This is a genomic window from Nocardioides sp. LMS-CY (genome assembly GCF_018732145.1).
Classification (GTDB): domain Bacteria; phylum Actinomycetota; class Actinomycetes; order Propionibacteriales; family Nocardioidaceae; genus Nocardioides; species Nocardioides soli.
Genome location: NZ_CP076104.1, coordinates 40,515 through 66,859 on the forward strand (window position 1 = coordinate 40,515; position 26,345 = coordinate 66,859).

Annotated in this window: 27 protein-coding genes; 7 read left to right on the forward strand and 20 right to left on the reverse strand. The window is 65.4% G+C overall.

The window, feature by feature from the left end:
• Positions 1–94 precede the first annotated feature (94 nt).
• Positions 95–1,219 carry a DEAD/DEAH box-containing ATP-dependent helicase gene (locus KM427_RS00210; protein WP_215525808.1) on the reverse strand — a complete coding sequence of 375 codons (1,125 nt, stop codon included), beginning with the start codon at positions 1,217–1,219 and terminating at the stop codon, positions 95–97.
• Positions 1,220–1,237: 18 nt separating this feature from the next.
• On the opposite strand from KM427_RS00210, the gene mobF reads away from it, so the two are divergent.
• A complete protein-coding gene (gene mobF / locus KM427_RS25390) occupies positions 1,238–4,864 on the forward strand; it encodes a MobF family relaxase (protein ID WP_252274908.1) in 3,627 nt (1,208 codons plus the stop codon).
• A 57-nt stretch (positions 4,865–4,921) separates the two neighbouring features.
• On the opposite strand, the gene KM427_RS00230 is transcribed toward mobF, so the two are convergent.
• The 6 genes from KM427_RS00230 to KM427_RS00255 form a co-directional block, all read right to left on the reverse strand.
• A complete protein-coding gene (locus KM427_RS00230; RefSeq protein ID WP_215525810.1) occupies positions 4,922–6,424 on the reverse strand; it encodes a hypothetical protein in 1,503 nt (500 codons plus the stop codon).
• Between the two features lie 109 nt (positions 6,425–6,533).
• The gene (locus tag KM427_RS00235; protein ID WP_215525811.1) at positions 6,534–7,838 is read right to left on the reverse strand and encodes an SAVED domain-containing protein; all 1,305 of its coding nucleotides are present in this window, start codon (positions 7,836–7,838) and stop codon (positions 6,534–6,536) included.
• The gene (locus KM427_RS00240; RefSeq protein ID WP_215525812.1) at positions 7,835–8,365 is read right to left on the reverse strand and encodes a Mov34/MPN/PAD-1 family protein; all 531 of its coding nucleotides are present in this window, start codon (positions 8,363–8,365) and stop codon (positions 7,835–7,837) included. Before KM427_RS00240 ends, KM427_RS00235 begins: the two co-directional genes overlap by 4 nt.
• A 23-nt stretch (positions 8,366–8,388) precedes the next feature.
• Positions 8,389–9,687 (reverse strand): HesA/MoeB/ThiF family protein, encoded by a 1,299-nt coding sequence (locus tag KM427_RS00245; RefSeq protein WP_215525813.1) that lies wholly within the window; start codon positions 9,685–9,687, stop codon positions 8,389–8,391.
• Positions 9,674–10,288, reverse strand: coding sequence for a ubiquitin-conjugating enzyme family protein (locus KM427_RS00250; protein WP_215525814.1), 615 nt, complete (start codon positions 10,286–10,288; stop codon positions 9,674–9,676). Before KM427_RS00250 ends, KM427_RS00245 begins: the two co-directional genes overlap by 14 nt.
• Positions 10,285–11,250, reverse strand: a complete 966-nt coding sequence (locus KM427_RS00255; RefSeq protein WP_215525815.1) for an SMODS domain-containing nucleotidyltransferase — start codon at positions 11,248–11,250, stop codon at positions 10,285–10,287. Before KM427_RS00255 ends, KM427_RS00250 begins: the two co-directional genes overlap by 4 nt.
• A 307-nt stretch (positions 11,251–11,557) precedes the next feature.
• On the opposite strand from KM427_RS00255, the gene KM427_RS00260 reads away from it, so the two are divergent.
• From KM427_RS00260 to KM427_RS00270, 3 genes are all read left to right on the forward strand, one after another.
• A complete protein-coding gene (locus KM427_RS00260) occupies positions 11,558–11,926 on the forward strand; it encodes a helix-turn-helix domain-containing protein (RefSeq protein WP_215525816.1) in 369 nt (122 codons plus the stop codon).
• 3 nt (positions 11,927–11,929) lie between these two features.
• On the forward strand, positions 11,930–12,502 hold the full coding sequence (locus KM427_RS00265; protein WP_215525817.1) for an ImmA/IrrE family metallo-endopeptidase: 573 nt from the start codon (positions 11,930–11,932) through the stop codon (positions 12,500–12,502).
• A gap of 193 nt (positions 12,503–12,695) precedes the next feature.
• Complete coding sequence (locus KM427_RS00270) at positions 12,696–13,085, forward strand: sulfate permease (protein WP_215525818.1); 390 nt, start codon at positions 12,696–12,698, stop codon at positions 13,083–13,085.
• Positions 13,086–13,096: 11 nt separating this feature from the next.
• Here the strand turns inward: KM427_RS00270 and KM427_RS00275 are convergent, their stop codons facing one another.
• The 13 genes from KM427_RS00275 to KM427_RS00335 form a co-directional block, all read right to left on the reverse strand.
• A complete protein-coding gene (locus KM427_RS00275; RefSeq protein WP_215525819.1) occupies positions 13,097–15,229 on the reverse strand; it encodes a recombinase family protein in 2,133 nt (710 codons plus the stop codon).
• 47 nt (positions 15,230–15,276) lie between these two features.
• Positions 15,277–15,699, reverse strand: coding sequence for a hypothetical protein (locus tag KM427_RS00280; RefSeq protein ID WP_215525820.1), 423 nt, complete (start codon positions 15,697–15,699; stop codon positions 15,277–15,279).
• A gap of 30 nt (positions 15,700–15,729) precedes the next feature.
• Complete coding sequence (locus KM427_RS00285) at positions 15,730–16,125, reverse strand: helix-turn-helix transcriptional regulator (RefSeq protein ID WP_215525821.1); 396 nt, start codon at positions 16,123–16,125, stop codon at positions 15,730–15,732.
• Between the two features lie 38 nt (positions 16,126–16,163).
• Positions 16,164–17,366 (reverse strand): recombinase family protein, encoded by a 1,203-nt coding sequence (locus KM427_RS00290; RefSeq protein WP_215525822.1) that lies wholly within the window; start codon positions 17,364–17,366, stop codon positions 16,164–16,166.
• Positions 17,353–17,676, reverse strand: a complete 324-nt coding sequence (locus KM427_RS00295; protein WP_215525823.1) for a hypothetical protein — start codon at positions 17,674–17,676, stop codon at positions 17,353–17,355. The genes KM427_RS00290 and KM427_RS00295 overlap by 14 nt, the downstream gene beginning before the upstream one ends.
• A complete protein-coding gene (locus KM427_RS00300; protein ID WP_215525824.1) occupies positions 17,673–18,506 on the reverse strand; it encodes a replication-relaxation family protein in 834 nt (277 codons plus the stop codon). The genes KM427_RS00295 and KM427_RS00300 overlap by 4 nt, the downstream gene beginning before the upstream one ends.
• Positions 18,507–18,684: 178 nt before the next feature.
• The gene (locus KM427_RS00305) at positions 18,685–20,844 is read right to left on the reverse strand and encodes a type IV secretory system conjugative DNA transfer family protein (protein ID WP_215525825.1); all 2,160 of its coding nucleotides are present in this window, start codon (positions 20,842–20,844) and stop codon (positions 18,685–18,687) included.
• A complete protein-coding gene (locus KM427_RS00310; protein WP_215525826.1) occupies positions 20,831–21,022 on the reverse strand; it encodes a hypothetical protein in 192 nt (63 codons plus the stop codon). The genes KM427_RS00305 and KM427_RS00310 overlap by 14 nt, the downstream gene beginning before the upstream one ends.
• A gap of 34 nt (positions 21,023–21,056) precedes the next feature.
• The gene (locus KM427_RS00315) at positions 21,057–21,275 is read right to left on the reverse strand and encodes a hypothetical protein (RefSeq protein WP_215525827.1); all 219 of its coding nucleotides are present in this window, start codon (positions 21,273–21,275) and stop codon (positions 21,057–21,059) included.
• Positions 21,275–21,868: an MT-A70 family methyltransferase gene (locus tag KM427_RS00320; protein WP_215525828.1), complete on the reverse strand. Its 594-nt coding sequence runs from the start codon at positions 21,866–21,868 to the stop codon at positions 21,275–21,277. The genes KM427_RS00315 and KM427_RS00320 overlap by 1 nt, the downstream gene beginning before the upstream one ends.
• Positions 21,869–21,902: 34 nt before the next feature.
• A complete protein-coding gene (locus KM427_RS00325) occupies positions 21,903–23,093 on the reverse strand; it encodes a hypothetical protein (RefSeq protein WP_215525829.1) in 1,191 nt (396 codons plus the stop codon).
• Positions 23,094–23,098: 5 nt separating this feature from the next.
• A complete protein-coding gene (locus KM427_RS00330; RefSeq protein ID WP_215525830.1) occupies positions 23,099–23,890 on the reverse strand; it encodes a hypothetical protein in 792 nt (263 codons plus the stop codon).
• A gap of 87 nt (positions 23,891–23,977) precedes the next feature.
• On the reverse strand, positions 23,978–24,175 hold the full coding sequence (locus KM427_RS00335) for a hypothetical protein (protein WP_215525831.1): 198 nt from the start codon (positions 24,173–24,175) through the stop codon (positions 23,978–23,980).
• 82 nt (positions 24,176–24,257) lie between these two features.
• Here KM427_RS00335 and KM427_RS00340 point away from each other — a divergent pair, with 82 nt between their 5' ends.
• From KM427_RS00340 to KM427_RS00350, 3 genes are all read left to right on the forward strand, one after another.
• Positions 24,258–25,154 carry a hypothetical protein gene (locus tag KM427_RS00340; protein ID WP_215525832.1) on the forward strand — a complete coding sequence of 299 codons (897 nt, stop codon included), beginning with the start codon at positions 24,258–24,260 and terminating at the stop codon, positions 25,152–25,154.
• A gap of 128 nt (positions 25,155–25,282) precedes the next feature.
• Positions 25,283–25,576, forward strand: coding sequence for a hypothetical protein (locus tag KM427_RS00345; protein ID WP_215525833.1), 294 nt, complete (start codon positions 25,283–25,285; stop codon positions 25,574–25,576).
• An 82-nt stretch (positions 25,577–25,658) separates the two neighbouring features.
• On the forward strand, positions 25,659–26,297 hold the full coding sequence (locus KM427_RS00350; RefSeq protein WP_215525834.1) for a hypothetical protein: 639 nt from the start codon (positions 25,659–25,661) through the stop codon (positions 26,295–26,297).
• The last annotated feature ends 48 nt before the right edge of the window (positions 26,298–26,345 follow it).

The window sequence follows — 26,345 nt, forward strand, 5'->3', positions numbered from 1 at the left end:
GAGCTGTCGACGCCGTTGACGAGGTACTACGTGGAGGCGGGGACCCCGTGGGGAAGCAAAGATTGCTGCGTCTGCTTCCGCATGTTGTGCGGTTTCAGCCTACCTCTGACCGCCGCGACGCTCCCGGAAGCGACGTAGCTATCCTCTCAGCGGCTTGCGCCGGCGTGAGGTGGGTGGTGTCGATGGCCTCGGTATGAGCGGGCCGGATCTCGTACTGTTCGCTCTCATCGACGGCTGTAGCGATCGCGGCTTCCAGTGCCGGGCCATTCAGCCCGAGTCGATGGTCGCCCTGGATCGGAGGCCCGCCACCGCGGGATCGGGCAGTGATCCGTTCGGCGAGGGCGTGCTTGGTCGCGTGCAGCCAGAATCTCGTGATGACCGTTCTCTTACCCCAGGCGCCGGCGAGCAAGTGCGTGGTTTGGGCGTCCCCGCTCATCACGACGGTTTCCGCGCCGCCACCAGCCAGGCTGCTCGCGACCGCTCGGGCATTGTCGGCTCGCAGCGACGCGAACTCATCGCCGCGGGTATCGGTTCCAAGGAGCCCGAGCTGGTGGGCATCGAGGTAGCCCACCGGCTCACCGGCGTGCGCGAGGTGAGCGAAGGTCTGATAGCCCGTTGTGGACACGCCGACGCCTCCCGGACCAGTGAGCACGACAACACGTCGCGGCAGGGACGCCTCATCGTCTGCAGCCAGGACATCGGAACCCTCCGAGACCGTCCGCTCAACGTGTGCCAGCGCAGCTTCGGCGACCTGTGCCGCAAGATCGCTCGGAGTCCGCCCGGTCGTGTCCACATGAAGATCGGCCAGGTCGGAGTCGATCTGCGTGGCATATACCACGGCGTCGTCGGCGAGGTCGACCAGCCAACCGCGGCGGTGCACCCGTTCACGAATCGTGTCACCGTCTGCATCCAGGTGGACGGTCAGTAGCCGGTCACTGGGAACACCCGGTAGTAGTCGACTCAGGTGATCGAGGTCGGCCGCGAGACCGGCCACGATCAGCACCTGCGCGCCGTGCGTCTGATAGCCGCGGCTGAGGGCGGGCAGCGCGGAAGCGATGAGTTCGGTTTCCACGGCGGCAATCCCGGAGGCGAGGCGGAGCTGGTCGGCGTCCACGAACGCTGCCTTCACCCCGGCCGTGTGTAATTCGGACAGCATCCGGTACCCCGTGGTGGACTTTCCCACCCCCGAGGTCCCGAGCAGCCAGACGACAGGAAGCACACCTCCACTCTACGAACAATGCCGCCAGCGCCATTGGTTGTCGCGTTCGACCTGCTCGACGGCGCAGTTCTGACCGAAAGTCAGCACCTTTCGAGCATGACGGTTTCGATGCGGGTCATGAGCGCCGGCGATGGCTACAAGTACCTCCTGCGCTCAGTCGCCGCCGCTGACGGAGATCGATCCCTATCGACTCCACTCACGCGCTACTACGCGGAGGAAGGTACACCACCGGGCCAGTGGCTTGGGTCCGGCGTCGCCTCGCTCGGCAGGGGTCAGCTCGCCGTCGGGGATCGGGTGTCGGAGGCTCAGCTCCAGCTTTTGATGGGCATGGGCCGCGACCCGATCACCGGCGACCCGATCGGTCGCGCGTTCCCCGCCTACAAGTCGGTGCCGGAGCGGATCGAGGCCCGGATCGCCGACCTCGACCCCGACCTGAGCCCTGGCGCGAAGGGCGAGGCGGTCGCGCAGATCGAGGCCGAGGAAACCGAGCGCGGCAGGCGCCGGGCGGTGGCGGGGTTCGACTTCACCTTCTCGATCCCGAAGTCCGCCTCAGCGTTGTGGGCGGTTGCCGACGCGGGGACGCAGGCGCTGATCGGTGAGGCGCATCATCGGGCGGTTGCGGAGGTGGTTGCGTTCATGGAGCGCGAGGTCGCAGCCACCCGCTCGGGTGCAACCGCCGGTAACGGTGCTGTTGCGCAGGTCGACGTCACGGGGTTGGTGGCGACGGCGTTCGATCACTTCGACTCGCGCGCCGGCGACCCGCACTTGCACACTCACGTCGTCATCTCCAACAAGGTGCAGACCGCGTTCGACGGCAAGTCGCGGAGCTTGGATGGTCGGCCGATGCATGCTGCCGTGGTCGCCCTGTCGGAGCTGCACGAGGCGGTGTTCGCCGACCACATGACCCGCACCTTCGGCGTCGAATGGGAAGCCCGCGACATGGGGCGAGACCGCAACCCGGCGTGGGCAGTCAGCACCGTCCCGGAGGAGCTGGTCCAGGAGTTTTCCACCCGTTCCCGGCACATCGACGCCGAGAAGAACAGACTCATCGCCGAGTACGTCGCCAAGTACGGCCGCCAACCCTCCACAGCCACGATCATCAAGCTCCGCGCCCAAGCTACCCTCGCCACGCGCCCGGAGAAGAAGGTGCGGTCGCTGGCCGACCTGACTGCCGAGTGGCGCACCCGCGCCACCGGCGTGCTCGGCCACGACGCCGCCGGATGGGCACGCACGATCACCGACAACGACAAGACGCTGCTGCTGCGAGCCGATGACGTGCCACTGGATGCGATCGTCGACCTCGGTCAGTCGGTGGTCGAGGTGGTGGGTGAGAAGCGCTCCACGTGGCGCAGGTGGAACCTGATGGCCGAGGCGTCCCGGCAGACGATGGGTTGGCGCTTCGCCACCATGCAAGACCGCGAAGCAATCGTCGGCATGATCGCCGAGGCCGCCGAACAGGCATCGTTGCGGCTGACGCCGCCCGACCTCGCCACGAGCCCCGCCGCCTTCTGGCGGGTGGACGGCACGAGCGTGTTCCGGCCCAAGCACTCCACCGTGTTCTCCTCCGAGCTACTGCTGGCCGCCGAGGACCGGCTACTCGACCGCTCCCGCACCACGACCGGCCCGACGGTGCCGCTGGCGACGGTCGAGAAGATCACCGCTCGTCCCGATGCGGAGGGTCGGATGCTTGGCGAGGACCAGGCCGACGCTCTCATGAAGATCGCGGTCTCCGGCCGTGTCCTCGATGTGCTGGTCGGACCGGCCGGGGCCGGCAAGACGACGGCAATGTCCGCGCTGCGCCGGGCATGGGAGAAGGCGCACGGCGCCGGGTCCGTGGTCGGGCTCGCACCGTCCGCGGTGGCCGCGCAGGTCCTCGCCGAGGACCTCGGGATCGCGACGGAGAACACCGCGAAGTGGTGGCAGAACCACCTCGTCCACGGCGAGGACTTCCAGGCGGGTCAGCTCGTCATCATCGACGAAGCCTCCCTTGCCGGCACCCTCTCGTTGGATCGCATCGCGCACCTGGCCGAACGAGCCGGGGCGAAGGTGCTGCTGGTGGGCGACTTCGCCCAGCTCCAGTCCGTGGACGCCGGCGGCGCCTTCGGGCTCCTCGTGGGTGACCGAGACCATGCACCCGAGCTGGTCGACGTGCACCGGTTCACCAACGAGTGGGAGAAGACCGCCTCCCTCGCCCTGCGCCACGGCCGCACCGAGGTGATCGACACCTACCTCGACCACGACCGCATCCACGACGGCGACGCCGAGGCGATGACCGACGCCTCCTACACCGCATGGCGCGCCGACCGAAACCAAGGCTTGGTGTCGGTGCTGGTGGCCGAGACCCGCGACGACGTGAGCGCCCTCAACCAGCGCGCACGTGCCGATCTGATTCTCGACGGCACGTTGAAGCCCGGCCGGGAGGTAGAACTCACAGACGGGACCGCTGCTGGGGTCGGGGACACGATCATCACCCGCCGCAACGACCGACGCCTCCGCAACGGGAAGACCTGGGTGCGCAACGGAGACACCTGGACCATCACCGGCGTTCGCGACGACGGCTCGATCACGATCCGCAAGACCGGCCGCCGGTTCGGCGGCTCCATCGTCCTCCCCACCGCCTACGTGGCCGATCACGTCGATCTGGGTTACGCGGTCACCGCCCACAGGGCGCAAGGGGTCACCGTCGACACCTCACACGCCCTGGTCGAGCCCACAACCACGCGGGAGAACTTCTACGTCGCGATGACCCGCGGCAAGCACGCCAACCACGCCTACGTGATCCTCGACCGGCCCGACGAGCACGCCCACCCGCATCCGGGCGACAACCCCGACGCCACTGGCCGGTCCGTCCTCTACGGAGTCCTGCAACACGTCGGCGCCGAGCTGTCCGCGCACGAGACCATCACCGCCGAACACGAGCATTGGGGCTCGATCGCCCAGCTCGCCGCCGAGTACGAGACCATCGCCGCCGCAGCCCAACGAGACCGCTGGGCCACCCTCATCCGCGACTCCGGGCTCACCGCCGAACAGGCCGACGCCGCGATCGAGTCGGAGGCGTTCGGGGCACTCACCGCCGAACTGCGCCGCGCCGAAGCCAACCATCACGACCTCGACCGGCTGTTCCCGCGGCTGGTCGCCGCGCGCGGGTTCGCCGATGCTGACGACATCGCCTCAGTCCTGCACTACCGGGTCGCGCGCGCCACCGCACGCCCGGCCGGCTCGGGCCGCACCCGCAAGATGCCACGGCTGATCGTCGGACTGCTCCCGTCCGCGGACGGGCCAATGACCGGCGACATGCGTCACGCCCTTGATGAGCGGCGCCTGATGATCGAAGCTCGCGCTGATGCCGTGCTCGACACCGCACGCGAGACGGGCGAGTCGTGGGTGCAGCATCTTGGCGAGCCGCTCCGCGATCAGCGCCAGGCCGCTGCGTGGCGACGTTACGGGCGCGCCGTCGCGGCCTACCGCGACAGGTACGGCGTCACGGATGACCGACCGTTGGGGCCGCCGCCGCAGTCCACGGCGCAGAGCATCGACGCCGCCCGTGCACGAGCTGCTCTCGATCGAGTACGTGGTTTCATCAACCAAGCGACCGATGTACCGCAGCATTCACCGGGACGCGAGGATGTCGAGCGCTCGTTGTAAGTGTGGCGCGATTCGGCACTTCCGAAGCTCGCAGTCGACTTGATCCGACTGTGAGGGTCAGCCGTTGCCGGACGGCGTCGCTGATGATTCTCCGTCGCCGCGTCCTTTGCCGGTCGGCCAAGGATACGCATTCCAAGCGCTCGACAGGATCGGATTCTCGGTATCAGCCTTCTTACCGATGTCACGCAGGCTGACGACACCTCCTGCACTCTTCGCGATCTCTGCGAGGAGCAGCGGCTCAACGTCTTTGCCGTGCGTCACGAGCCACTCGACTTCACGCGCGCTCGCTGCGGCTACAGGAACATCTGGGAGCCTCCCGCCAGGGATGGCCGCAACGTCATGGTCGAGAAGGTAGGCGGCTCCGGTATAGAACGGCTCCGCCGTGACGATCAACCCCAACATGGGGCGGTCGGTTGGGATGTTCGTGAACGCTGAGTGATTGTCAGCGAGATGGCTGACCGTACGGGTCAACTGCCGCCGTGCGCCGCCTAGGGTCTCGCTGAGCGAGTTCATCAGCGTCGCATCGCCGGCCCGTGCTGCCGGGCCGAGGCGGCGAGACTTGACCTCAACCAAGATGACCAGATTGGGCAGGATCACAAACCAGTCAACGCTCTTATGACCGCCACCCTTGCCGAAGACAATCTCGGGTTCGACCTCCGCGTCCTCGATCAGTCTGAGTTGTCGACCAATGTAGTGCTCGAACAGACCTCCGAGATCATCCGCGAAAGCCTTGCCGTGCTTGGTCATCCCGGCGTAGTACAAGCCTCCCGGCGTGACCGTCCGCATGATCAGACGGGTCGCTGGGGCAACCGGCTCTCCGTCGCCCATGTCCACGAACGGCGTCGCCATCAACGGGTTGTAATCGAACCGGGCCGCTGTGGCTGTTCCGACCGAGTGGTCGTTGAAAGCAGTCCGAAACCCTGCGGGTGTCGTGGTAAGTCGAGAGGCGATCTTCTCTATGTTCGTCCGCGGATAGAGCTTGAGCACTTCAGTGAAGTTTGGCTGATCCAGCCAGCCAGGCTTGTATGCTCCACCGTTCTGGAAGGCACCCACTTGGAGGAAGAACGTCGCGCCCATCGCCTCGCGGAACGGAACTCCGTCGAGCATGTCCGCCAGCGAGTCCTCCGTGATCACTCGGGTCTCGACGTCGGGCAGGCCCTCGACCATCCAGGCGTGTGAGCGAGCAAGTTCCTCGAACATCGACTCCTGGTAGGGGAACTGCTCGTACGTGACCCGAGTCATCAGTCTGACGAGAAAGTCCGCGGACCCGACATCGGCATCGTCGATGTCCATCGCGATCTGGAACTTGTGCATCAGCTTCTGCAGCGCCGTCTCATCGACGGGCTTCGAGCGATACTCATTGCCGTATAGAAGCGAATCTCGCGCGGCCGCAGCCAATCCCCACGGCGGCATCCGATGTTTCACAGCATCTGAGTACGGCGGTTCGCCAAGCGCTGCCGAGGCCCGCGCGATCGCCGGGATCAGCTCGCTGGGTTTGAAGGTGCGGCACGCTTGAGTGAATGCCGAGTAGGGCAAGCCCGGGTCGCGCGAGAAGCTCACAGACGCCCGTGCCCTTCGGAACGCCGTTGTCTAAACCTCGAGCGAATCCTCCACGCGAGAGTGACGCTCAACATGGTGTTACGGGCGACCGCAAGGTCGGCTGGCGCAGTCAAGACGCGTCCGGGAGGAGCACGTCTTCGATGACACCTGAGCTTGCAGATGTACGTACGCGCAGGGTGGGCACGTACCTTGCGCGGTAGTCGTCACCGTCGATGGGGTCGGAGTCGTCCCATTCATGGACTACTACGCGCAAGGTGTTCGTCAATCGCCCAATGAGAAGCGCAAGTGGGAACGGGCACCGCAGCAGGAGATGCACCTCGGCGTTGGAGTTGTCGTTCGACAGGGCACGGATGTGCGCGGCGACATCAGCGGCGATCAGGCCTGCATCAGCGGGGTCGAGGAGTGTGCCGCTCGCACTTGTGATATGACGCCAGGCCGCGAGAATCGGCCTATGATCTTCGATATAGCGGGTGAAGGCGGTGTCGCTGCGTTGGGGCAGGAGATCGACATACACGGCTACGGAGGGGCGGCCGGTCGTGATTGCAGATGGATCGCCGCCTTGATCTGCGATTTGCACTTGCGGTTGCGTGATGAACCGCGCTTCGCCATCGCTCGCCCAGGTGGTGCCCTGTTGGTCGATCACGTCCATGTGTCCGATTCGAGACGAAGGTAAGCCCGCCCCGACCGCGAAGGCCACTGAGAGATGAGCCCCTCCAGCAACACGTAGGCGATGTGCCCCGGAACGGGTCACGGCATCGGGGAGGAGACCGATGGTGTGCTTGAGATCTCGGAGCCCATCGGCGCTCGGAAGCCGTTCGTGAGCGGAGGGCCTGAGCCGGATGTCCAGTTCGTCACCGGTTCGGTCATAGACCTGTGGGGTATTCCTGGTCTGGAGGCTCAGGTGGAACGTCTGGTCGGTTGCCTCGATTCGCTTGCGAAGAGACGCGATCCGGTGCCAGACCAAACCGCGGATCAATGCCAGCAGGCCATCGCGCTCGGCGGATTGCTGATCTACACCGCTCAAGGTGCCGGGACGAATCTCTAGGAGCCGGTCAGGAGCGTCGTAATCTGTTCCGCCGTCGTCTTTTTTCACCGAGTTGATGATGCCGAGTGCAAACACTTCGTGGTCGCGGTGTAGCTCAAGGAGTCGGGGTGCTTCCAGCGTCTTCACGACTCTGCTGTTCACCACGTCCGGTGTCGTCACGAGAACGCCGCCGGAGATGCCGGCCGCTATCGCTTGCTTGAGTCGGGCCTCGGTGTCGCCTGGCGGCAGATCGTCTCGGTCCCGCCAGACAGGGATGCCGGCGGCCCGGAGGAGCCAGGCGAGCTCCCCAGCAACACCAGTACCGTCTTTCTGGCGGTACGAGATGAAGACGGGGTCTGCCGGGTCAGGGGCGGCGGAATCGGATGTCATGGCGTCTCCTTGTGTTCTTCAGTTACGAAGGTGGCGTGCCTCACCGCGTCACTGGCGTGCGGGCTGTTTACAGCAGGCGCCGTAGGAAGCCTCTCGGGTACCACTGGCAAGATGCGGTCCCGTTCTACGAGCCAAATTGCAACAACCACTCGTGCCGATGAATCGAATCCAGCGATGATCGCGACGAACTTGTCGAACCCCAGTTCGGGGTCGTGCAGATGGCGCATGTAGGAGTGGAGATCAACCTCGCTCGGGGAGAGTCCTCCGCTCGGGTGGGTGTGCCATTCGCCAATCCACTGGCTACGGTCCTCCGACCAGGCGTAGTCCGCGAGACGCCGGGCATGGTCGAGGTCTCGCATGAAGGTGCGTTCGCCGCGGGTGGCGTTGGGTCCAGGTCCGCCGGCATGTCGGATGTCGATCCCTTCAGTCGCGTCCTTCCCGAGCAGGATGCCGCCAGTTTCGAGTCCATCGGCGGACCGCAACGCCTCGCGCGCGATCGCGCTGAGTGCGACGTCAGTGATCGTCACCGGAGGCAGCTCCCTTCGACCTGTCATCCTGGCGAGCAGGTCGGGCACGATGCACGGGGTCTGGGGATGGACGACCACTGAACATCGCCGGCTTGGCTGAGGTCGAAAGGGGCTGCGAGGTCACCTGCTGGTCGGAGACCGATGATGGCGTGTTCCCCGGGAACCTGCTGGGTGTGGTCACCGTGAAGCGACTCCAGCAGTGTCGCGATCGCTACTTTTGCGGCGAACGTGCCGACGTATCGGAGATCAGGTGGCACAGCCGTCATCGGCTGGTGGATGCGCCCGGTGCCGTAATCCAACTCCTGATCCGCCTCAGCGTCCATCGCTCCCTGATCTGCAAGCTGCTGCCGTAGACAGAGGAGACATCCGAACCGGGGTGTTGGTCGCAGCCTGATGACTTCTCCGATCGAGCCATTGTCGAGCACGCACGCCAAGATCGCCGGCTTCCGTGCGCGCCTGGAGAGGTGGCTGACGACACGCCTGGGAGCAATACCGTCTGCGGCACAGAGCACCAGATCGACGCGGTCGACGATGGGCCGGATGTAGTGGGCCTCGGCAACCACGTCGCGTCGGTGGGCAACCACTGTCTGTTGCGGCCAGTGCTGGGCGAGGTGATCTTTCATGGCCGCCACCTTGAACCGACCGACGCTTTCGGCGCCGAGAGTGTGGCGGAGCATGTTGTGCCAGAGGAATCGGTCCGGGTCGACAAGTTCCACATGTCCGAGTCCGTATCCTGCGAGCGCCTCTGCTGCGGCGCTCCCGATGCTGCCGCAGCCCACGACCATGATGCTGTTGGCGGCGAGCTGCTCGATCGGCCACTTGCCAGCCAACTGTGCCAGGCCAAGAACTTCTGGCTCGATCTCGATAGCGAGCGGTTCCACACCGCTGCGCCGGACAGCCCAGCCCGCAAACTCCGAGGCACCGGCCTCCACCAGCTCCGGTGGAAGATCGGAGTCGTGAGTGACGACCACGCCAAGGTTGTTGCCGGGATCGGCAACGCCCGGCACCAGCTCCCTGAATTCTTTGAACCCTATGGAGATATCGGGGCGTCTGGACAAGAAGAGATGGTGAAGATGGGCGTCGTTCGGTGCCACCCTGATCCACTGAGCCGCATGGTGGGGGTCACCTGAACGAAGCGCGGCGTACTCGCGTGGGACTTCGGCTGGAAGACGGATGTCTTTGCCGGTTTCCACGGTCTGGACGACGTACATATCGTCCGCGGGAACGCGGCGGAGCACCAGCGATCCGCCCGACAGGTCGGAGCCTGCGATCTTGGTGACCGCGTCTCTGGGCATCACGATGTAGGGGTTACGAGGAGACATTTGTGTCTCCCGCCCCGGTCGGGTCCGGTGTTGGAGCTGCTCGCTGAATCGCTCGGTCAATCAGGTGGTCGTGCGAGGGGTCAGAGACGATGCCATTGACCGACATCTCATTGATGACTCCAGCCTTCATGAGGGCGTACTCGATCCGCCAGCCCGCCGCCTTCGCCAGAAGCTCGGTGAGGCTGGCCTCGGGCTGCCAGCCGCCATCGCTCTGGAGCAGACAGAGCGATCCTCCTGGAGCTACGTGCCATGCCGACTGTGTCTGTTCCCAGATCGACGGCTCCGGATCAAGGGAGTAGATGGTCGGCGGAACCATCGGGTGGGCCGCGGAGTAGATGACGAGCACTCGCAGTTCCTGGTCCCCAAGCAGCTCATCGAGAGCTTCGGGCTGTGGCCGCTCGAAAGGCCAGCGGGGGAGGACGCCGAGCCATCCGCCGTGCGGCAAGCCGTCGTCTGCTGGACTCTGGTATTCGAGCAACGGCGCGAACGCCTGGACCTCATTCTGATCGCGCGCCAATCGCACAGGTTCACGCTCAGTCCAGAGCACGGGGTTGAGCGCCGTGATGCCCGTGCCGCGATCCGGCACTGTTGCGTGAGTCATCCCTGCGGAGTGTCCTTCACCGGCCGGGGCGCAGCGGGCACGACCGCAGGCGCCGGGTTGCCAGTGGGGGCAGGAGGCTTCGGGAAGTCGTCCCCAAACACCTCACCCCAGTGCTTGATCGCAGCCGCAGTGTCATTGTTCGCCTGTGCCTGGAACGCCTTGATGGCGTTGTCTCGTGCGGACCGCAGAGCGTCGGCGAACTCGCCGTAGTCGATATCAGGCTGAATCGGTCCACAGAGCCCAGCAGGATCGGCGACTTCGTTCCCGCCCTCAATGTGGTAGCAGGCGCTCACGAAGAACTGCTTGATCGCAGCGGGCTGGTTGACGTCCGTCGGCAGGAAGTCGAGCGCGAGGACCTCCATGACGAGAGACTTGATCTTGGTGTCTTGCTCGGCAGCCCACCACTTGAGCATCCGAACAGTGCCAGCGAACTTGTTCCACTGTGCGTGCCTATCCGCGACCTCGGCGATTAGGAACTCGGGGTCGCAAGCGACCCAGTCTTCTGAGAGCGCTTCAGGAATGAGGAGCCGCCCATCGCGGCGAAGTGCTGGCATGGCATCAACCGTGAAAGCGTCAGGATCATCGGGGTCATCCAGGAAGCACTTGACGGCATGGTTGCGCCACCGGGCCAGTCGGACCGCCTGGTCGTGTGTGCCGTTAGTCGCTCCGAGCAAAGTGTTGACACGCTCGCGGGTGTGATCGAGAGCGTCCGCAGCGGAGCCTCCCAGTGATCCCCACTCAGGATGTTCGTCCTGATCGAAGACGACGATCACATCGACGTCATGGATCGGGTCCTTGTGTGTCCCTCGCGCGAGCGATCCGGACGCTAGGACTTCCTCCACATCGTCCTCGGTGCCGAAGGCGCCCTTGAAGAGATCGCGGCGAGCGCGCGCTTCGCGGACGTGTGTGATGTCAGCGTTCACGACGTTCTGAAAGGTCCTGAAGGCGTCCGTCACGCTCATAGTCGTTCTCCTGGTTGGTTCGTCTGTTCGATCACCGTAGTTACTGCCACCGACATTGCTGCGTCGAGCAGGGTGCGGCTCGTTGCTACTTCTTCTTGCCGCGCTTGCCGGTGGTCTCGTTGGTCGTGGTCTTCGGGTGACGCCTCACCGTGGACTGCTTCACGAACCGACCCGTGACCGCGCTGCGCCCTCGCTTGCCTGCCATGCTCCTCACCTCCTCAGCGTTCTAGACTCGATGCTGCGTTTCAATTCTAACACACTCCGTGTCGGACGCGACGTGCTGTCGCAGATGTGACACACTGGTTGCATGGCCAAGACCACGATCAACACGGCCGCGCTCTACTCCGCCCTAGACGCCGCGCGTCAAGAGCGCCAACTCTCCTGGCGAGCGCTAGCTGGCGAGATCGGCGTGAGCCCTTCTTTGCTCTCCCGGCTCGGCAACGGCCTCAAGCCGGACACCGACGGCTTCGCCACGATCATCGCCTGGCTCCGCCTTCCGGCCGAGGACTTCTTCGAGCACGAGGGAGAACGTGACGCCAACGACGACCGCGAACCCGACCTCATGGCCCAGCTCGCACCGCTCCTGCGCGCCCGGAAGGACCTCAGCGAGACCGACGTCAAGTACCTGCAACAAGTCATCGGCGCGACCATCGAACGTGCACGGGCCCAGGGATGACTCGTGCGTCGAGGATTCAAGACCGAGGCGAAGAGTCTCGCGCTGGAGCTACGGGCCGAGATCGGCCTCGACGCCCATGCGCCGTTCGACCCCTACGCCTTCGCGTCTGAGTACGGCATCCCCGTCGTCCAACTCAGCGACCTCGATGGTGTGGCGCGCGACCACTTCCTGCGAGCGGACGGAAGCGCACTGTCCGGGGCGCTGATCCCGAACGGGAGTGGCGTGGTCATCCTGGAGAACGACGCTCAGCCCCTGACCCGTCGTCGCACCACCATGTGCCACGAACTCGCCCACGTCGTCCTGGAGCACAAGTTCGGCGTCTCTCTTTCCGACGAGCGGAAGTGCGGGCTCGGCGGCGACCAAGAAGCCGAAGCCGACTGGCTCTCAGGGGAGATGTTGATTCCCAACGACGGAGCATTCCGGCTCGCCCGAGCGAACGCCACCGACGAGGAGGCAGCAGATGCCTACGACGTCAGCTTCGCCGTCGCCCGCTGGAGGATGAATCACAGCGGCGCTCGCAAGGTCATGGAACGCGCTCGCGCCAAATGGGCCAACACACCCAGCTCCTACCGATAACCGCGATCCAGCTACCGGCGATCGACCCGTGCTCGGAGCGAGTTCGCCCGTCCCTTCCGTCCTGTCCGGCCCGGGCGTAGACTCGGCGTTGAGGCGGATTTCTCCTCTGTAGCGCGCCGCTCGCGGCAGACCCCTGGGTCACTCTTCAACGCACTGCCTCACCAGATGCACTGTGCGATGGAGAGGAAAGACCATGATCCGTCTGATCTGGGCCGTCAGCGTCCACACCCGCTACTTCCTGCGACGCTACATGCCCACCAACATCCTGCTGGATGCGATCCGCACCCGCCGTGGTTTGAAGTGGGGTATCCCCGCGATGCTTCTGGCGATCCCGTACGTCCTGATTGCGAACGTCTGTGTCCAACTCATCGAGGACGGCGCCCCCGGATGGTTCCACCTCATAGTGCTGTGGGCAATCTGGAACATGCTCAAGATGCTCTGGATCGGGCCGGTCAGCGCTGTGCTCCTAATCCGCGCCCGTGTCCGCGAGTCCGTCACCGCCCGTCGCGAGCGCGCCAACTCGCCCGCCGAAGCAGACGACGCCGAAGAGCGTGCCGTGGTGAACGCGATAGGTATCCGGTGAGGTGTGAGAACTCAGGCACCTGGCCGGCGACGACCGCCAGCACGGATCGTCCCACCGCACGCGATCACCGCCGACCGCACGGCCTCGTTGCTGACTGCGTGTCGCGCGGCGACCTGAGCGAGCGTCATCCCACCCGCATAGAGATGAGCGGCGTCCTGTCGGATCGCGTCCGGCAACTCCGGTCGACGCGCTGCCAAGCCCGCCTGCCGAGCTATCTCCCGCACAGTGCCGCGGTGCACGTTGAACCGCGCCGCCAGCTCCCGCACGGGCACACCATCGGCGTACCCGGCGATCAGCTCGGCTCGATTCGAGACGCTTAAACGGGTTTGAGACTGACGCGATTTCCCACGCACGGGACCGCGCTCATCGGTCATCCGAGCATCCCGAGCGCGCGGCCGACGAGCCCGAGAACCCCGTAGCACACGGGAAATCAGCGATCCGAGCGGCTTCCGGGGGTTTGAGAAGCTGCTACGGAGGTCCACCAGTGGTTGATTGTTCGAACCCCCGTCACTTTCCGTGGCGGGGGTTCGAACGTTTCCTGGGGCCGTAGCCGGGATCTCGCCTCGCGCCTCGAGCGTCTGGACGGCAATCTGGCGACTGGCTTCAAGCGCCTCCGCGATCGTCGTTCGAGTGGTCTCGCACACGACCTCGGTCGGGAGAATCTCGGTGGTGTCGATGTAGATGCGGCTCCACCAAGCTTGGTTGTACGTCCTTCGCTGTCCTGGAGTCAGCCCGAGGTAGGCGTAGGCCGGATCGTAGATCAGATTGAGGACGGCGTTGAGCGTGGCCTCGGTGTCGATTCCGGCGCGGAGGATTGATGTCATCTCAGCCTCAAGCGTTGCGAGCTGGCGGGCGAGCTGTGCCTGCTTCTCCCGGGCGATATCAGCAGGAACGGTTCCGTTCATTGCATGCTCGGCCCACTTGTAGCGGTCACGGCGAAGCTTGTCCGCTCGCTTCTGCAGCGAGCTGGCCTCGCGATCCGACGAGCTGCGGATCTCGCGGAGGCGGTCGATGAGCTCGGCGCGGATGGGCTGGAAGGCTCCGTTGTGCCACCTCGCGTGTTCGGTTTTCCACACCCGCGCGACTGCGGCCTCCACGGTCTCGATGGCGACGTAGGGGGCCTCGCAGTTGTTGGACTTGGACAGCCGACCGCCGCACACGAAGTACTCGTACGTCGTGCCGTTCCGCCCGGTGTTGGCGGTGTAGATCATCCGCGACTGGCAGCGTCCGCAGTAGAGGGAGCCCGCGAGGTAGTGCAGATGCTTGAACTCGCGGTTGCCGGTGTGGCGGTTGGTGTCGAGTCGCTCCTGGACGGCGTCGAACGTCTCCTTGCTCACAAGCGGCGTGTGCGCGCCCGGGTACTCGACGTTCTTGAAGCGAACGACGCCGGTGTAGAAGGGGTTGGTCAGCATCCGGTGAACTTGGGATCGCTGGACGATCCGCTCGGACTGCTTTGCTGTCGCGCGAACGGTGAGCCCGCGATCCTGCAGGAGTTCCGTCATGCGCGTCACGGTCATGTCCGGGTTAGTGGCGTACTCGGTGAAGGCCCACTGCACGTGGTGCGCGCGCTCCTCGTCGATCTCGATGGTGCGGCTCTCCACTCCGTTCACGAGGTCTCGGTGGTTGATGTAGCCGACCGGCGCGCGGTTCACCGCGCCGCCTCGTCGAACCTTCTCCTCCATGCCCTTCATGACCTCGGCAGCGAGGTTCTTCGAGTAGAACTCGGCGAATGCGCTGAAGATGCCGTGCATGAGCTGGCCTTGCGGGGTCTCGTCGACGTTCTCGCTGACAGACACGAGCGTTGCGCCCGCCGATCGGATTTCGGCGGTGATCGCGACGTCGTCGGCTCGGTTGCGCGCGAGACGGTCGATCTTGTGGACGAAGACCGTGTCGACGCGGTTCTCCCGGATGTAGCGCAGCATGCGCTGCAGCTCCGGCCGGTCCGCAGTCTTCGCAGACTCTCCGGCGTCGATGAACTCCTCGACGACAGTGGCGCGCATCGATTGCGCCTTGGTGTAGATGGCCTGCCGCTGCGCCGGGATCGAGAGTCCCTCGCTCAACCCGCCTCGGGTCGCCTGGTCGGAGGTTGACACGCGGAGGTAGGCAACGGCGGTGCGTATGGGCGTTGGCGGCGGGGCGGACATGGGCGACTCCTGGGCTAGTAGTGCGTTCTGCGGAGGTGCGAGGTCATTCATGCGGCGGCTCCGGCGAGCACGAGTTCCGCGAAGAGATCCGCGAGGTACTCGAAGTGCATGTGCTCCTTTGCGGAGCGCCGTGGAGAGCGCATGCCGTGGTCGATCACGTGCTTGATCTCGTGAAGGGCTGTGCGCAGCTGGGCCTTGGGCTCCAGTGCATCCGAGACATGAATCCGCCACCCTTGGCGGGTCCAGAACGCGGTGCCGTCGACGGGCATGTCGGTGTCGATGTAGATCGTGAGGTCGAGTGCCTGTGCGAGCGCATCCAAGTCGACGCGTCGCTCGGTCTGCAGCAGCAGGATGACGGCTTGCTGGCGTGTGCAGTGCTCGGCCCATCCCAGGTCGTCGGCCGGGGCCGACTCGACCCCGCGAAGGAGAGAGAGCAGATCTGTTGGTGGGGAGGCTGTGGGTGTTGGCATCGGATCTGCTTCCTTTCCGCCGCGGGGGCATTAATGGTCTGGGTTCGGCGCCTCGTAGTCGGGCTCGATGTAGTCGAGTCCGTGTTCCTCGATGAGCCGCTCGATGTAGCGGTTTCGTTCCTCGTCGAAGCTGGATGCGTCGACGTGTACTGGTGCTGGCTCCGCTCCGTGCTCGTATCCGCGCACCATGTCGATAACGTCGTACGGGCTCAGGTAGCCAGCGGCGCGGAAGATCTCCAGCAGCGGGATGTTGAGTGCGCGAGCCACGCCGATGAGGGTCTTGGGGCTCGGCGAGGCGTAGCCGCCTCGCTCAAGCTGGTTCATCGTGTGACTGTCGACGCCCGCCGCCTTGGCGGCCTGGCGCTGGGATAGATCCGCCGCAACGCGGTGACGGACGACGAGCTGGGCGAGCTCGATATTCTTCACGCTCTCATCTTTAGTCATAAATACTCCTGTTTACGCTCCTATTTTACGGGAATATGAGGGGAATTGCCAGCGAAAAGGCGTTTATTACAACACTTTATGAATATGAATGAATATCGACTCTTGAATATTGATGCTCCTATTTCTCGAAGAGATAGAAGCGTTTGTTGTGCGGGACGATGTCCCAGCGCTCGCCGGGCCAGCTTGAGCAGCAGGCGCAGGTCGGGGCTGGCGACGTGGCTCAGCGAGGCGTCTTCGAGCAGCTGGTAGACCTCGTGGCTCTCGGCGACGTCCTGGGCGATGGCGTCCAAGCTGTCGAACGCGCCGTAGTAGGCCTCGTGGAACCCGAGCGGGGCGCTCTCCTCGGTGACGTCGGGAAGTCGGAGGAACGCCTCGAATGCTGGTCCGTGTTCAGCGATGAGTGCTCGCGTGTCATCGCTGAAGGCCGCCGCCTTGGCTTGGTGGGCCTCGCGCTCGACGGTAACCAGGTAGGTGGCCAGTCGGTTGATCAGCTCGCTCGTGACGTCGTCCCGGTCTCGGTCTTCCCAGAGGATGTCGAGGTCCCTGCCGATCTGCTCGAATGTGCCTTGGCCGGTAACGGCGAAGCGATGCAGTGCTGATCCGGATTCACCGAGTCGGTTGGCGAGGTGACGAGCAATCGCGCGGGCACCCCATTCCGGAACTTCGCCGTCCTCGCCGGCCTCCACGAGCGCGTCGCCGATGACGTCCAACAGCGACTCGGTTTGCTCGATGACGCCGGTCAGGTCGATTTCGCTCTCGTCGAGTTGGTCGTGCTCGGGTTGCTCCGCGGTGGCGGGAGTCCGGTCCTGTACGTAGCGGATGGTCAGTTCCTTGTTCGTGGTGTTGGCCGCACTGGTCACGACGGTGCTGTCGTTCTCGGCGATGAGAAGACGGATGCCACGCATGCCAAGTTGGCGGAGGACCTCGGTGAGGTCTTCGCTGCGCTGGGCGAGGCGCTCGGTCGATGCCACGGCGACGTAGTCGGTGAAACGACCCTCGTTGGCTTCCCAGTCCAGCCAGCCGAAGAGCTTCCCGAGCCCAGGGCGGAGGAGGGAGGTGCCGCTGTCGTCGGTGTCGACGAACCCGGCGACGACGTCGATGCCGCGGCGGGTCGCGGCGGCGGCGCACTCCTGCTGCTGCCGATTGATGCTCAGTTGCTCGTCATCTGACTCGTTCCGGGCGACCCGGGCGTAGACCGCTGCGACCGGCTTAGCGCGCTCCATCGTCGGACTCCTGTTCGAGGTACATGTCGAGGGCACGCCACCAGGCGGGCGGGAGCTCGTTGATCGAGCCGTCCCAGAGTTCGACGCTGGCCTCCAGCGGGTTCAGGACGCCTGTAGCGGCGAAGCGCCCGAGGGCTGTCGTCTCGCCCCGGTGGATGGTGGCGGCGATCAGTCGCGCGGTGGCTGGTCCGATCGTGCCGCCGGGACCGGCCTGCTTGATCGCACGGTTGATGAGTTCGTGGGCAACGCGCTCGTTCTCCGGCTCGTTGACCGGGGCGGTGATTGCTCCCTTCGTGTTGATGGTTGTCATGAACGTGAGTTCCTTTCTTCTGTAGTTGTCATTGGTTCGCTGCCCGCCAAGACGGTGGGCAGGAACTGCTCGGCAGTGACGACCCGGTGGACGTCGGCCGTGAGGTTGCGGGCGTTGCGCAGCGCCTGTTCGATCTGTTCGCGGCGCACCTCGCTGGGCACGATCCAGAGCACGACGGGCAGGACTCCGCCATGCGCCTGTTGGTACGTCCCGGCGGCTGCGAAGCGCTCGTACACGAGGGCCTTGCGGGTGATCACGCTTTGGTGCTCGCTGCCGGTGTCCCACTCGAACATCCAGTGGTCTTCGAACTCGTCCGAGGCGGTCACGGCCAGCAGGTCGGGCTTGAGGATCTCGGACCGTCCGTGCTGTCCGAGGAAGCGCTGCCAGTTGGCGGGCTCACTCGTCAGCGCGAGCTCGGCGAGGTCACCGCGACGCTGTGCCTCGATCAACTGCACGGCGAGTTCGGTCACGCCGACTGTGTGCTCGATGAACGCCCGTCGCGGCTCGATGTAGCGCCGCCGCTTCTCGGCGTTGAGCACCGCCAAGAGGCGATCGCCAGCCACATCGAGCTGCCAAACGACACTGTCCGCTCCGTGCTGCTGCCCGCCGATCCGATAGTAGAGCCGAGCGATGAGTCGGTGGCCCGCCAGCCGACGCAGTGCTCGCTGGGCGCTTCGAAGCGCCGTTGCGGAGTCCCCGAAGCCGTCGGTGTAGTGCCACCGCTGAAGCTGCCGGGTGCTCGCCAGCCGATGGGCGCGGAGCGTCCGAAGAACTCGGAGATCGCGCTCGTTCAGCTCCTTCGCGAGGGTCAGCGGATCGAGATCGCTCATGGCAGCACACCTCGGGTTGGTGATGGCTCGCGATCGTTCCGTCGATCGTTTCGGCGTTCGTTCCACATCGACTCGAATCGCTCGAAACCAGCCCCTGACCGGCGCATACGTTCGCCGGCCAGATGGGACTGACCCGCAATCTGCGGGTCTTCGCGGCGTCCGCGACGGCGCCAGGCGCTCATCGAGACCTCCGCTTCCGGCCGACGACCTGTCGGTCCGGTCGGCTAGCGCCTTCGACCTGTCCGTGCCGCTCAGGGCGGTTATTCGGGCCGCTCGGCTTCGGGGTGGCCCAGCGAGCCGTCGAGTGCGCCGAAACGCGCTCTGGGCGCGACGTGCGGGCCGACGGAGGCAACGTTCGGACCAGAGCCCATCCTTGGGGACGACCGGCGGCAACTAGGTTGGCGTACGCCTGGTACTTGCCCAGCGACAGGAAGTCCTGAGCGATCAGGTCCTTGCTGCCTCGAGCGAAGTGGGCGGCGTCGTCGTACTCGGTGCCGAACACCAGCTTGGTGCGCGCGTTCATGTCGATGGCCGAGCGAAGCTCCCGCGGGAACTGGCCAGCGAACTGTGCCGCGAGCCACCACCCGACGCCCATCGAGCGACTCACGGCCAAGGCGTCGGCCATGGAGGCCGGCAGGTGGAGGAACCGCGGCGCTTCATCGACGTAGACGAAGCCGGGCCGCGACTCGGGCTTGCGCTCGCTGGCACGCTCCTGCACGGCCTGCCACAGGTCGGCGACGATCAGGCTCCCGATCATCTCGGCGGTGCCGGAGCCGATCAGTGCCTCGTTGAGGGGCACCAGAACGATGCGGTTGTCCCGCCAGACGTCCCGGAGTCGGAAGGGCGTCTCGCGCTGATCGAGCATCCGGACGAGCCCAGGCCGGAGGAGCAGCTGGCGCAGCTTGTTCAGCGGCGCTGCGATCGCGGCTGCCTGCGCGGCGGGCGACTGGCTCTCGTACCAGGCCCAGAACTCGACAAGCGCCTCGTCGTGGTTCAAGTGTGCGAGCAGTTCGCGACGGAACGGCGCCTTGGTGAGCACCCGCGGGATGTCGGCCAGCGTGGCGGGCTGTCCGGTGACGACGCTCGCGCGGGCAAGCGTTCGGAGCGTGCCGGAGAAGATGTCGAGGGTTCGTGGACCCCATCCTTCGGTGAACAGCCCACCCAGGACGGCCATGATGCCGTCGACCACGACGTCGGGGTCGCGCCCGGAGACGTCGAGCGGGTTGAAACCGATCGGGTTCTCGCTGCTCACGTCCAGCACGACAACGTCGTCCAGGCGCTCGGCTGGGACGCGCGCCAGCACGTCGTCGATCAGCTGTCGCTTGGGGTCGAGGACGGCGATGGCACGCCCGGCTCTCATATCGGCTTCGATCAGGTGCAACATCGCGGTGCTCTTGCCGGAACTCGTCGGGCCGTAGGCGACCCCGTGCAGCAGCGCGTCACTGGGCGCGACGCCGACCTGCCGGTCATCGCCCGGAGCCAGCGATGCGGCGAACACGCGATCCTTGGTGTGCACGCTGGGCGTGGGCCGCAACGGCTTGGGGTGCAACGGGGGCATGCCTGGGTACTCGCCGTCGCCGAGTGGCCAGGCCAGCACGCCGAGGAGTTCGGTCACACTCAGTTCCGGCGACCAGCGGCGCGGCAGTACGGCGGAGTTGATCAGCCGGGGATCCTCGTGCACGAACTCCATGCGTGTGCCGGTGCTCTTCGTCGTGGCCAGCGCGCTCTGCAGGGCGACGGTGAGGTGCCGTGTCCGGTCACGATCGGAACCCGTCGTGCCCACGCGCACGCAGGCAGCGAACCCGGCGTCCTCAGCCTGCTGTCGTAGTTGGCGGCGCTCGTCAGAGGTCGGCGGGCGGGTTCCGCGCGTGAGCAGCTCCCACCAGCCGATGTTCGGGGCGACGGCGTTGTGTGGGACCGTGCGAGGCGGGCGGCGCGGACCGAGCAGAATCTGCACGACCTGCACCTCGTCGGCCTGCAGTCGCGCGCCGACGGCCGACAGGAGCGACGTCACGCTCTGCTCGGGGGCGTCGACTCGAAGCGGCATACCGGGTGGCTGCAACATCAGGCGACCGGCCTCCCGCACGGGTTGGCGAGTCTCGACGCCCTGCATGGCGATGCCGGGGAGGTGGTCACCCAGCACGCGCTTGATGCGCTGCACGGCGGTGGCCTCGCAGCCGAGCAGATGCTGTACGCCATCTCGGTCTGCGCGGACCTCGAACGCGAGCGGAGGGGAGCGCCGGTCGCTGGCGAGGTTGGTCAGCAATGCCAGGACGCGTCCGCCATCGAGCGGCCGAGGCAGATGCAGCCGCGTCCAGACGAACTCAGGCCGCCTCATCGGTTCGCTCCTCGTTGACGATCTTGGTCTTCGCCTGTTCCGCCTCCTGAAGGGCGAGGTAGTACTCGAGCGATGCGCGCATCAGGCGCGAGATGTCGGGCTGCGGGCGGTGGACGCCACGCGCCACGACGCGGAAGTCGCTTTGGCGCAGGTTCCTGCGCTGGGGGTTCTTGGCCATGATCAAAGTCCTTTCTGTGAGGTTGATTCGGTGGTCACCACTGACGTCGGCGAAGGATCGCGATGCGGATCGCCAGGGCAGCGCCTCCGACGACGAGCGCGCCCGCGACGAGCCACGGCCAGATGGCCGCCAGCAGCTCGAGTGCGAGGGTCAGCGCGATGGCTGTGCCGAGGAAGAGCAGGGCAGCGTTGAACAGCCACTCGAAAGGTCCGCGCTTCACGACGTCCTCCTTGTCGCTACGTCGGCCGCTCATCACGCGGCCTCTTCGCTCTCATCAGCGACGGCGGAGCTGTAGGTCGGCACCGGATAGCCGGGCAGCTCGACATCGGACGCGATCTGGTTTCCCCAGACGCTCCAGTCGGAATTGCTGAGCGGCCGGCGACGGGCGAACAGCTCGAGGTACGGTCCGGGGCTCACTCGCTCGATGAGGGCGTACTGCTCCTCGGGCTTGTGGCTGTGGTCTGTCACCGGAGCGTTGATCCACGTCGGCTGTGCCCGGTACTGAACAGGCGCCTTGCCGCGCGTCGCGAACAACAGGTGCTCGGTGCTGTTGCGCAGGTAGTTCCCCAGGCCGAGCCGAAACTTCACCCAGGTGAGGGGCGATCGGACCGTGAATCCCCACGCCTCGGCGACGTCGTAGCCATCGCGCAGGGTGGCGTTGGTGACCCAGAGCCACAGGTGGGCGTCGTCCTCCATCAGATCGCCGACGGGCATCGCCTTGATGCGGTCGAGCGTCATCAGGTCGTAGTGCTGCTCGGCGCCGCGGGCGCCCTTCTGCTGGATGTCCCACGGCGGGTCCGCCAGCAGGGTCTTGAACTTCTTCTTCGGGGAGGGGGTGGTCGTCATGGTGGGTCCTTTCGTTGGTGGTGTTGGTGAGGGGTCAGAACGGCGCTTCGCCGCTGGACTGCCAGTCATCGGTGGGCGGGACGCTGTGGAGGTGGCGGTGTCCGTTGGAGGTCTCCGCCCGGAGCCAGCGACGGCCCACTGGGCCGCTTGGGGTCCGTGGATCGACGGCGTGACCGAAGATCTCGGGATGGCGGCGCATGACTGCCTCCGCGAGGGCGAGCACTCCTGCCTTGGCTGCAGCGCCCTTGAGCACGTGCTCCAGCTCCATTGAGTCGGCGGCCTGGATTGCGCCGTCACGCGTCGTCGGGGCGGGGTGCTGGATGAGACGCTCGTGCTGGGCCTCGGCTTCGCAGTACGCAACTTCGTTGCGCTCCAGTAGGTCTGCCACGCGGTCCGCATGAGCCCACGAGTTCACGAACGATGCGAGGCAGGTCGCCAGCGCCAGGCCTCCGAAGACGAGCCCTGCCAACAGGCTGCCCTCGACGGCCGCACGGAGCGCGAAGATCGCCGATCCCAGCGAGGCAGCGATCACAGCCGCTACTGCGACCGCGAGCCCGTACGTGTGCCGCTCGCTGGGAACCGGGGCAAACAGCGCTGGGTAGCGCATCGTCAGGTCATCCGGAAGATCGACGTGCTCGGCGAGCTGAGCTCGCGCGTTGGCGTCTCGACGGTCTCTGACGTCCGCCCCGACCCAACCTGCCGCAACAGCAGCCGCGCCTGAGGCGAGGCCTTGACCGATGGCGAGGAGCCAGATCTCGCCCCACATCAGGGCCGCGCCGAGCACTCCGACGGCATCGCCGAGCATGAACAGGCCGAACCAGATGCGGTACGTCCGGTGCGCGCCGGGAGCGCGTCGAGCGAACGGCCCGAGCCAGTGCTGGGCGTGGTCGCGATCTGCCTCGGTCCGCAGGAGCCGCTTGTAGTTGTCGCGCGCCCGGCTCTGCGCCATCTCTGCTGGCAGCGTAAGGCTGGCTGCTAGGACTCGCGAACTGCGTGCTGCCGCGGTGCCGTTGGCCTGGTGCTTGTCGAGCTGCTCCTTGCCGTACAGGTCGAACTCGCGCTCGACGTACGACGTCGCGTTGCTCGGGCGGATCGACATTCCGGACGGCTTCTCGTGGCGTTCGATCCGGATGTTCTCGGCGTGGTCGCCGAGATCCTTGATGCGTCGACGCGGTCGATCAGGCCGGGGTCCGAACACCTTGGTCACCCACTGTGCGAGGCCCATGGTCGTCAGCCGCCGATCGGCGTGTAGTCGGTCGCGACGTCGCACCGCTGTGCTGCAACGCGGTCGCAGACGGCCCGGTAGAACGACTTGACAGCCTCAACCGCAGCCGTAGGTGGGGCCTCGCCGTCGGTCGTGTTGCCGATGCCGACGAAGAGCACCTCCGCGTTCGCGCCCGACAGGTCGGCGAGGGGAAGGCCGCTCGCCTGTGCCTCAGCTGTGCTGGAGTCTGTGAGCTTGCGCCACTGGACGCCGGCTGTCTGGAGGCCATCGGTTGCGGTGATCGACCACAACGAGTAGCCACTGCCCAGCTGCGCCAGGTACTCCTGATCCCCGCGCAGCTGGCCAACGACATCGGTTCCGCCGGTCATCGTGGGTAGGTTGCTGTAGCCCTCCGATACCTGCTGAGTGACCTTGTCGACGAGCGCAGGGATGCGGCGAAGTCGGGCGGTTTCGGTCGAGCCCTTGAGGTGCAGCTCGTCGTCGTACAGCACGGCAGTTCCTGAGCCAGAACCAGCGAACGCCCGGATCTGCAGGTGGCCACCGCAGGCGGCGGTCCTACCGATGGCGTCGCGAACGATGTCCAGGCGCTGGCTGTCGAGCTTGTCGGTGACGAAGCTGCCGGACACGTCGAGGTGGATCGCCGTGGCGAGCTTGGAGTCTTTGGGGCAGTTCTCGGCGTACGCCGTGCCTTCGGACTGGGCGGACAACTGGCAGGCTGCCAGTAGTCCGACGGTGAGCGGGATGCCGCTTGCGATGGTGAGGGCACGCCTAAGACGGCTAACGTGCTGGGTGGTCATCTGGTTCTCCTGATCTCTCTGCTGGGAGTGGGGTTTCGGTGATCGGGGTGGCCTGCAGTTGCACCTGCAGGCCACCCGTCTTTGGCTCTACTCGACTGCGTGGCGGTCGTGGCTCAAGCGCCGCACATGATCGACGAGGACTTGGATCTCTTCGAGGTGCTCGAGAAGGTCGCGGATCTCGTTGTTGCATGCTTGGCGGTGCCCAAGCTCCCAGGCCGCACGGGACAGCGCGGCCTCAGCAGCGACGATCCCCGCGATGGTTCGATAGCCCACGTAGTCGTCCATGTTCCGTCTCCTCTCGGCGTCATGACCGAGCCTGAAGGAGGCGCCTGTCGTCAGTCATTGCACTCTTCTGCAAACTTTGGCTATGCCCGACGACGACGTGCCTGACCACGGCCCAGCTCCAGAAGACTGGGATCCGGCGCTCGAGCGTGACCCAGCGTTCCTGCGTAGGCTCCGTCAGCACGACCGCAGTCGGCTGCGGCGTTGCCTTCAGGACGAGCTCCAACACCATTGGCGTCGGATGCCGTTCGACGCGGATCGCATGCACGAGCTAGCACCTCAGCTCACGTGGGTCCTCGGCGATGGATATGCGGATCAGGCGCTAGACGTGCTTGAGGGGATCCTTTGCGAGTTCTTGGATGACGAGCGCGTAGGAGCCCTTGCCGCTGCCTTGGGGCTGCATCCCAGGATTGATCCCACCCATAGCGTCGATCAGCGGTTCAGCGACTATGCCGCCCTCATTGGACGAGAGGGCTCCTTTGCTGGTCGGCGGCGGGCCGAGAAGGGGGCGCAGTTCTTGGCCGAATTTCTTGCGAACATGGACCTGGGAACGGGTGACCGGGGCTCCCTTGACGTCCATCTGACTGGAACGCCAGACGCAGTCGAGGCTCGCTTCATCATGAGGAATGGCAAGAATGATGCGAGCTGGTTCCTGACGGTCTTATCCAGACACCTTCCGGAGTTGGACGTTGTGGCATCCGCGGATGACAGGCCATCATCATTGCCTGACTGGGTAGACAGGTGGGAGATCCCCGACGACGGGCCATGGTGGAAGGCATTCGTATTGCGGGGCGACGTTAGTGATTCTCTGTCCTCGATAGGGAAGATCGACGTCGAAATGAGATGGGTAGCAGCCGTCCGCCCACTGGTAACGATTCAGCACCAATTGGATTGGGTCACCAGTCACGCGGTACTGAATGGGCAACGCAGTTGCTGGATTGCATTATCTTGGCGCGGCGAAGATGGAATCAATATCCATTAATGCGGCATTGACAAAATGCGCAAATTCGTTTACAACTATTGGTAATCCTCTCGTTTGGATGGAGCGCTCCCGCTGGGAGCCGGATGCTCGCGGTTGCAGCGCCCCATCTCAACAATCAAGGAGGACCCATGGGCGAAGCAACGCACTATGACGAGAACGCTGCCAGCGCCGAGGTCTGGAATCTCATCGCGACTGCACTTGGCATCCCGGAGAGCGTCGATAATCCGCAGGACTACTGGGATGACGTCAAGCGCGGCACGTGTCTCCTGCTCGGCGCCGTCTACAAGCTGGCGAACGAGCTGCGGGCAAATCATGCCGACTGCGAGTTGGGGATGCCCGTCGCTACCAAGCGGCTGGTCGATCTCGTTCTGTCGCATGAGGTGGAGATCAAGCAGGCCTGGCTACAGGCACTGGAGTGCTGATCGACACTCGCTCATTGGCCCGGGGCTGCAGACACCACGTCTGCGGCTCCGGGCCTTTCCATTGGGCCGTACTCTGCCGAGCATGGAATCCGAGGCCGACGGCGAGTCGGATCTGCTCGCTAAGTACGGCGTCACCGATGAAGCATCTGGCCGCCAACGCGCAGAGCAGGCTCGCGAGTACCTGCTGATTGTTGCTCGCTCCGTGATCCAGGAGGGTGCCTTCACGATCGACCACCTGATCGTCGCCGGCATGGTCGCGCGTGCGCAGTCGCTGCACGAGGCCGCGCTCAGCGCCATCAACTCGAACAACCCGCATGCCGCCCTCACGCTGCTGCGCGCCTACATCGAGCAGTGCGCGGCCGCGCTCTACCTGACCGACCACCCCGACAGGGCCGAGCGTCTCTGGAACGACCTTGACGGCCACGGCGTGCCGATCGGCCGGATCACGAGTCATGCAGACCGCAGCGGTCGGTTGGGACAGTTCCGTCGCGTCTACGACCAGCTGAGCAAGTACGCACACCCGAGCTCGATCAGCCACTTCGCAGGGATGCGGGTCGGTGAAGGTCGCGAGCTGACTTTCCAAACCGCGGCGCGCTTCAAGCGGGACGAGGAGAAGCTGGTGGCGTATGCGTGGCTCATCGAGTTCGCGTACACGGCGCACGTGTTTCTCTTCGAGTTCGCCAAATCCAAGGGGCTCGGCAAGATCGTTCGTCCCGAGTAGCCGCGGCTCGCCTCAACGCAGAACGAGAGCCGCTTGCGCGACTCCCGT

Coding starts and splice junctions, on each gene's coding strand:
- mobF (WP_252274908.1), top strand. CDS start 1,238: ATGCCGCCAGCGCCATTGGTTGTCGCGTTCGACCTGCTCGACGGCGCA.
- KM427_RS00235 (WP_215525811.1), bottom strand. CDS start 7,838: ATGACATCCGATTCCGCCGCCCCTGACCCGGCAGACCCCGTCTTCATC.
- KM427_RS00245 (WP_215525813.1), bottom strand. CDS start 9,687: ATGTCTCCTCGTAACCCCTACATCGTGATGCCCAGAGACGCGGTCACC.
- KM427_RS00250 (WP_215525814.1), bottom strand. CDS start 10,288: ATGACTCACGCAACAGTGCCGGATCGCGGCACGGGCATCACGGCGCTC.
- KM427_RS00255 (WP_215525815.1), bottom strand. CDS start 11,250: ATGAGCGTGACGGACGCCTTCAGGACCTTTCAGAACGTCGTGAACGCT.
- KM427_RS00260 (WP_215525816.1), top strand. CDS start 11,558: ATGGCCAAGACCACGATCAACACGGCCGCGCTCTACTCCGCCCTAGAC.
- KM427_RS00270 (WP_215525818.1), top strand. CDS start 12,696: ATGATCCGTCTGATCTGGGCCGTCAGCGTCCACACCCGCTACTTCCTG.
- KM427_RS00275 (WP_215525819.1), bottom strand. CDS start 15,229: ATGTCCGCCCCGCCGCCAACGCCCATACGCACCGCCGTTGCCTACCTC.
- KM427_RS00280 (WP_215525820.1), bottom strand. CDS start 15,699: ATGCCAACACCCACAGCCTCCCCACCAACAGATCTGCTCTCTCTCCTT.
- KM427_RS00290 (WP_215525822.1), bottom strand. CDS start 17,366: ATGGAGCGCGCTAAGCCGGTCGCAGCGGTCTACGCCCGGGTCGCCCGG.
- KM427_RS00295 (WP_215525823.1), bottom strand. CDS start 17,676: ATGACAACCATCAACACGAAGGGAGCAATCACCGCCCCGGTCAACGAG.
- KM427_RS00300 (WP_215525824.1), bottom strand. CDS start 18,506: ATGAGCGATCTCGATCCGCTGACCCTCGCGAAGGAGCTGAACGAGCGC.
- KM427_RS00305 (WP_215525825.1), bottom strand. CDS start 20,844: ATGAGGCGGCCTGAGTTCGTCTGGACGCGGCTGCATCTGCCTCGGCCG.
- KM427_RS00310 (WP_215525826.1), bottom strand. CDS start 21,022: ATGGCCAAGAACCCCCAGCGCAGGAACCTGCGCCAAAGCGACTTCCGC.
- KM427_RS00315 (WP_215525827.1), bottom strand. CDS start 21,275: ATGAGCGGCCGACGTAGCGACAAGGAGGACGTCGTGAAGCGCGGACCT.
- KM427_RS00320 (WP_215525828.1), bottom strand. CDS start 21,868: ATGACGACCACCCCCTCCCCGAAGAAGAAGTTCAAGACCCTGCTGGCG.
- KM427_RS00325 (WP_215525829.1), bottom strand. CDS start 23,093: ATGGGCCTCGCACAGTGGGTGACCAAGGTGTTCGGACCCCGGCCTGAT.
- KM427_RS00330 (WP_215525830.1), bottom strand. CDS start 23,890: ATGACCACCCAGCACGTTAGCCGTCTTAGGCGTGCCCTCACCATCGCA.
- KM427_RS00335 (WP_215525831.1), bottom strand. CDS start 24,175: ATGGACGACTACGTGGGCTATCGAACCATCGCGGGGATCGTCGCTGCT.
- KM427_RS00340 (WP_215525832.1), top strand. CDS start 24,258: ATGCCCGACGACGACGTGCCTGACCACGGCCCAGCTCCAGAAGACTGG.
- KM427_RS00345 (WP_215525833.1), top strand. CDS start 25,283: ATGGGCGAAGCAACGCACTATGACGAGAACGCTGCCAGCGCCGAGGTC.
- KM427_RS00350 (WP_215525834.1), top strand. CDS start 25,659: ATGGAATCCGAGGCCGACGGCGAGTCGGATCTGCTCGCTAAGTACGGC.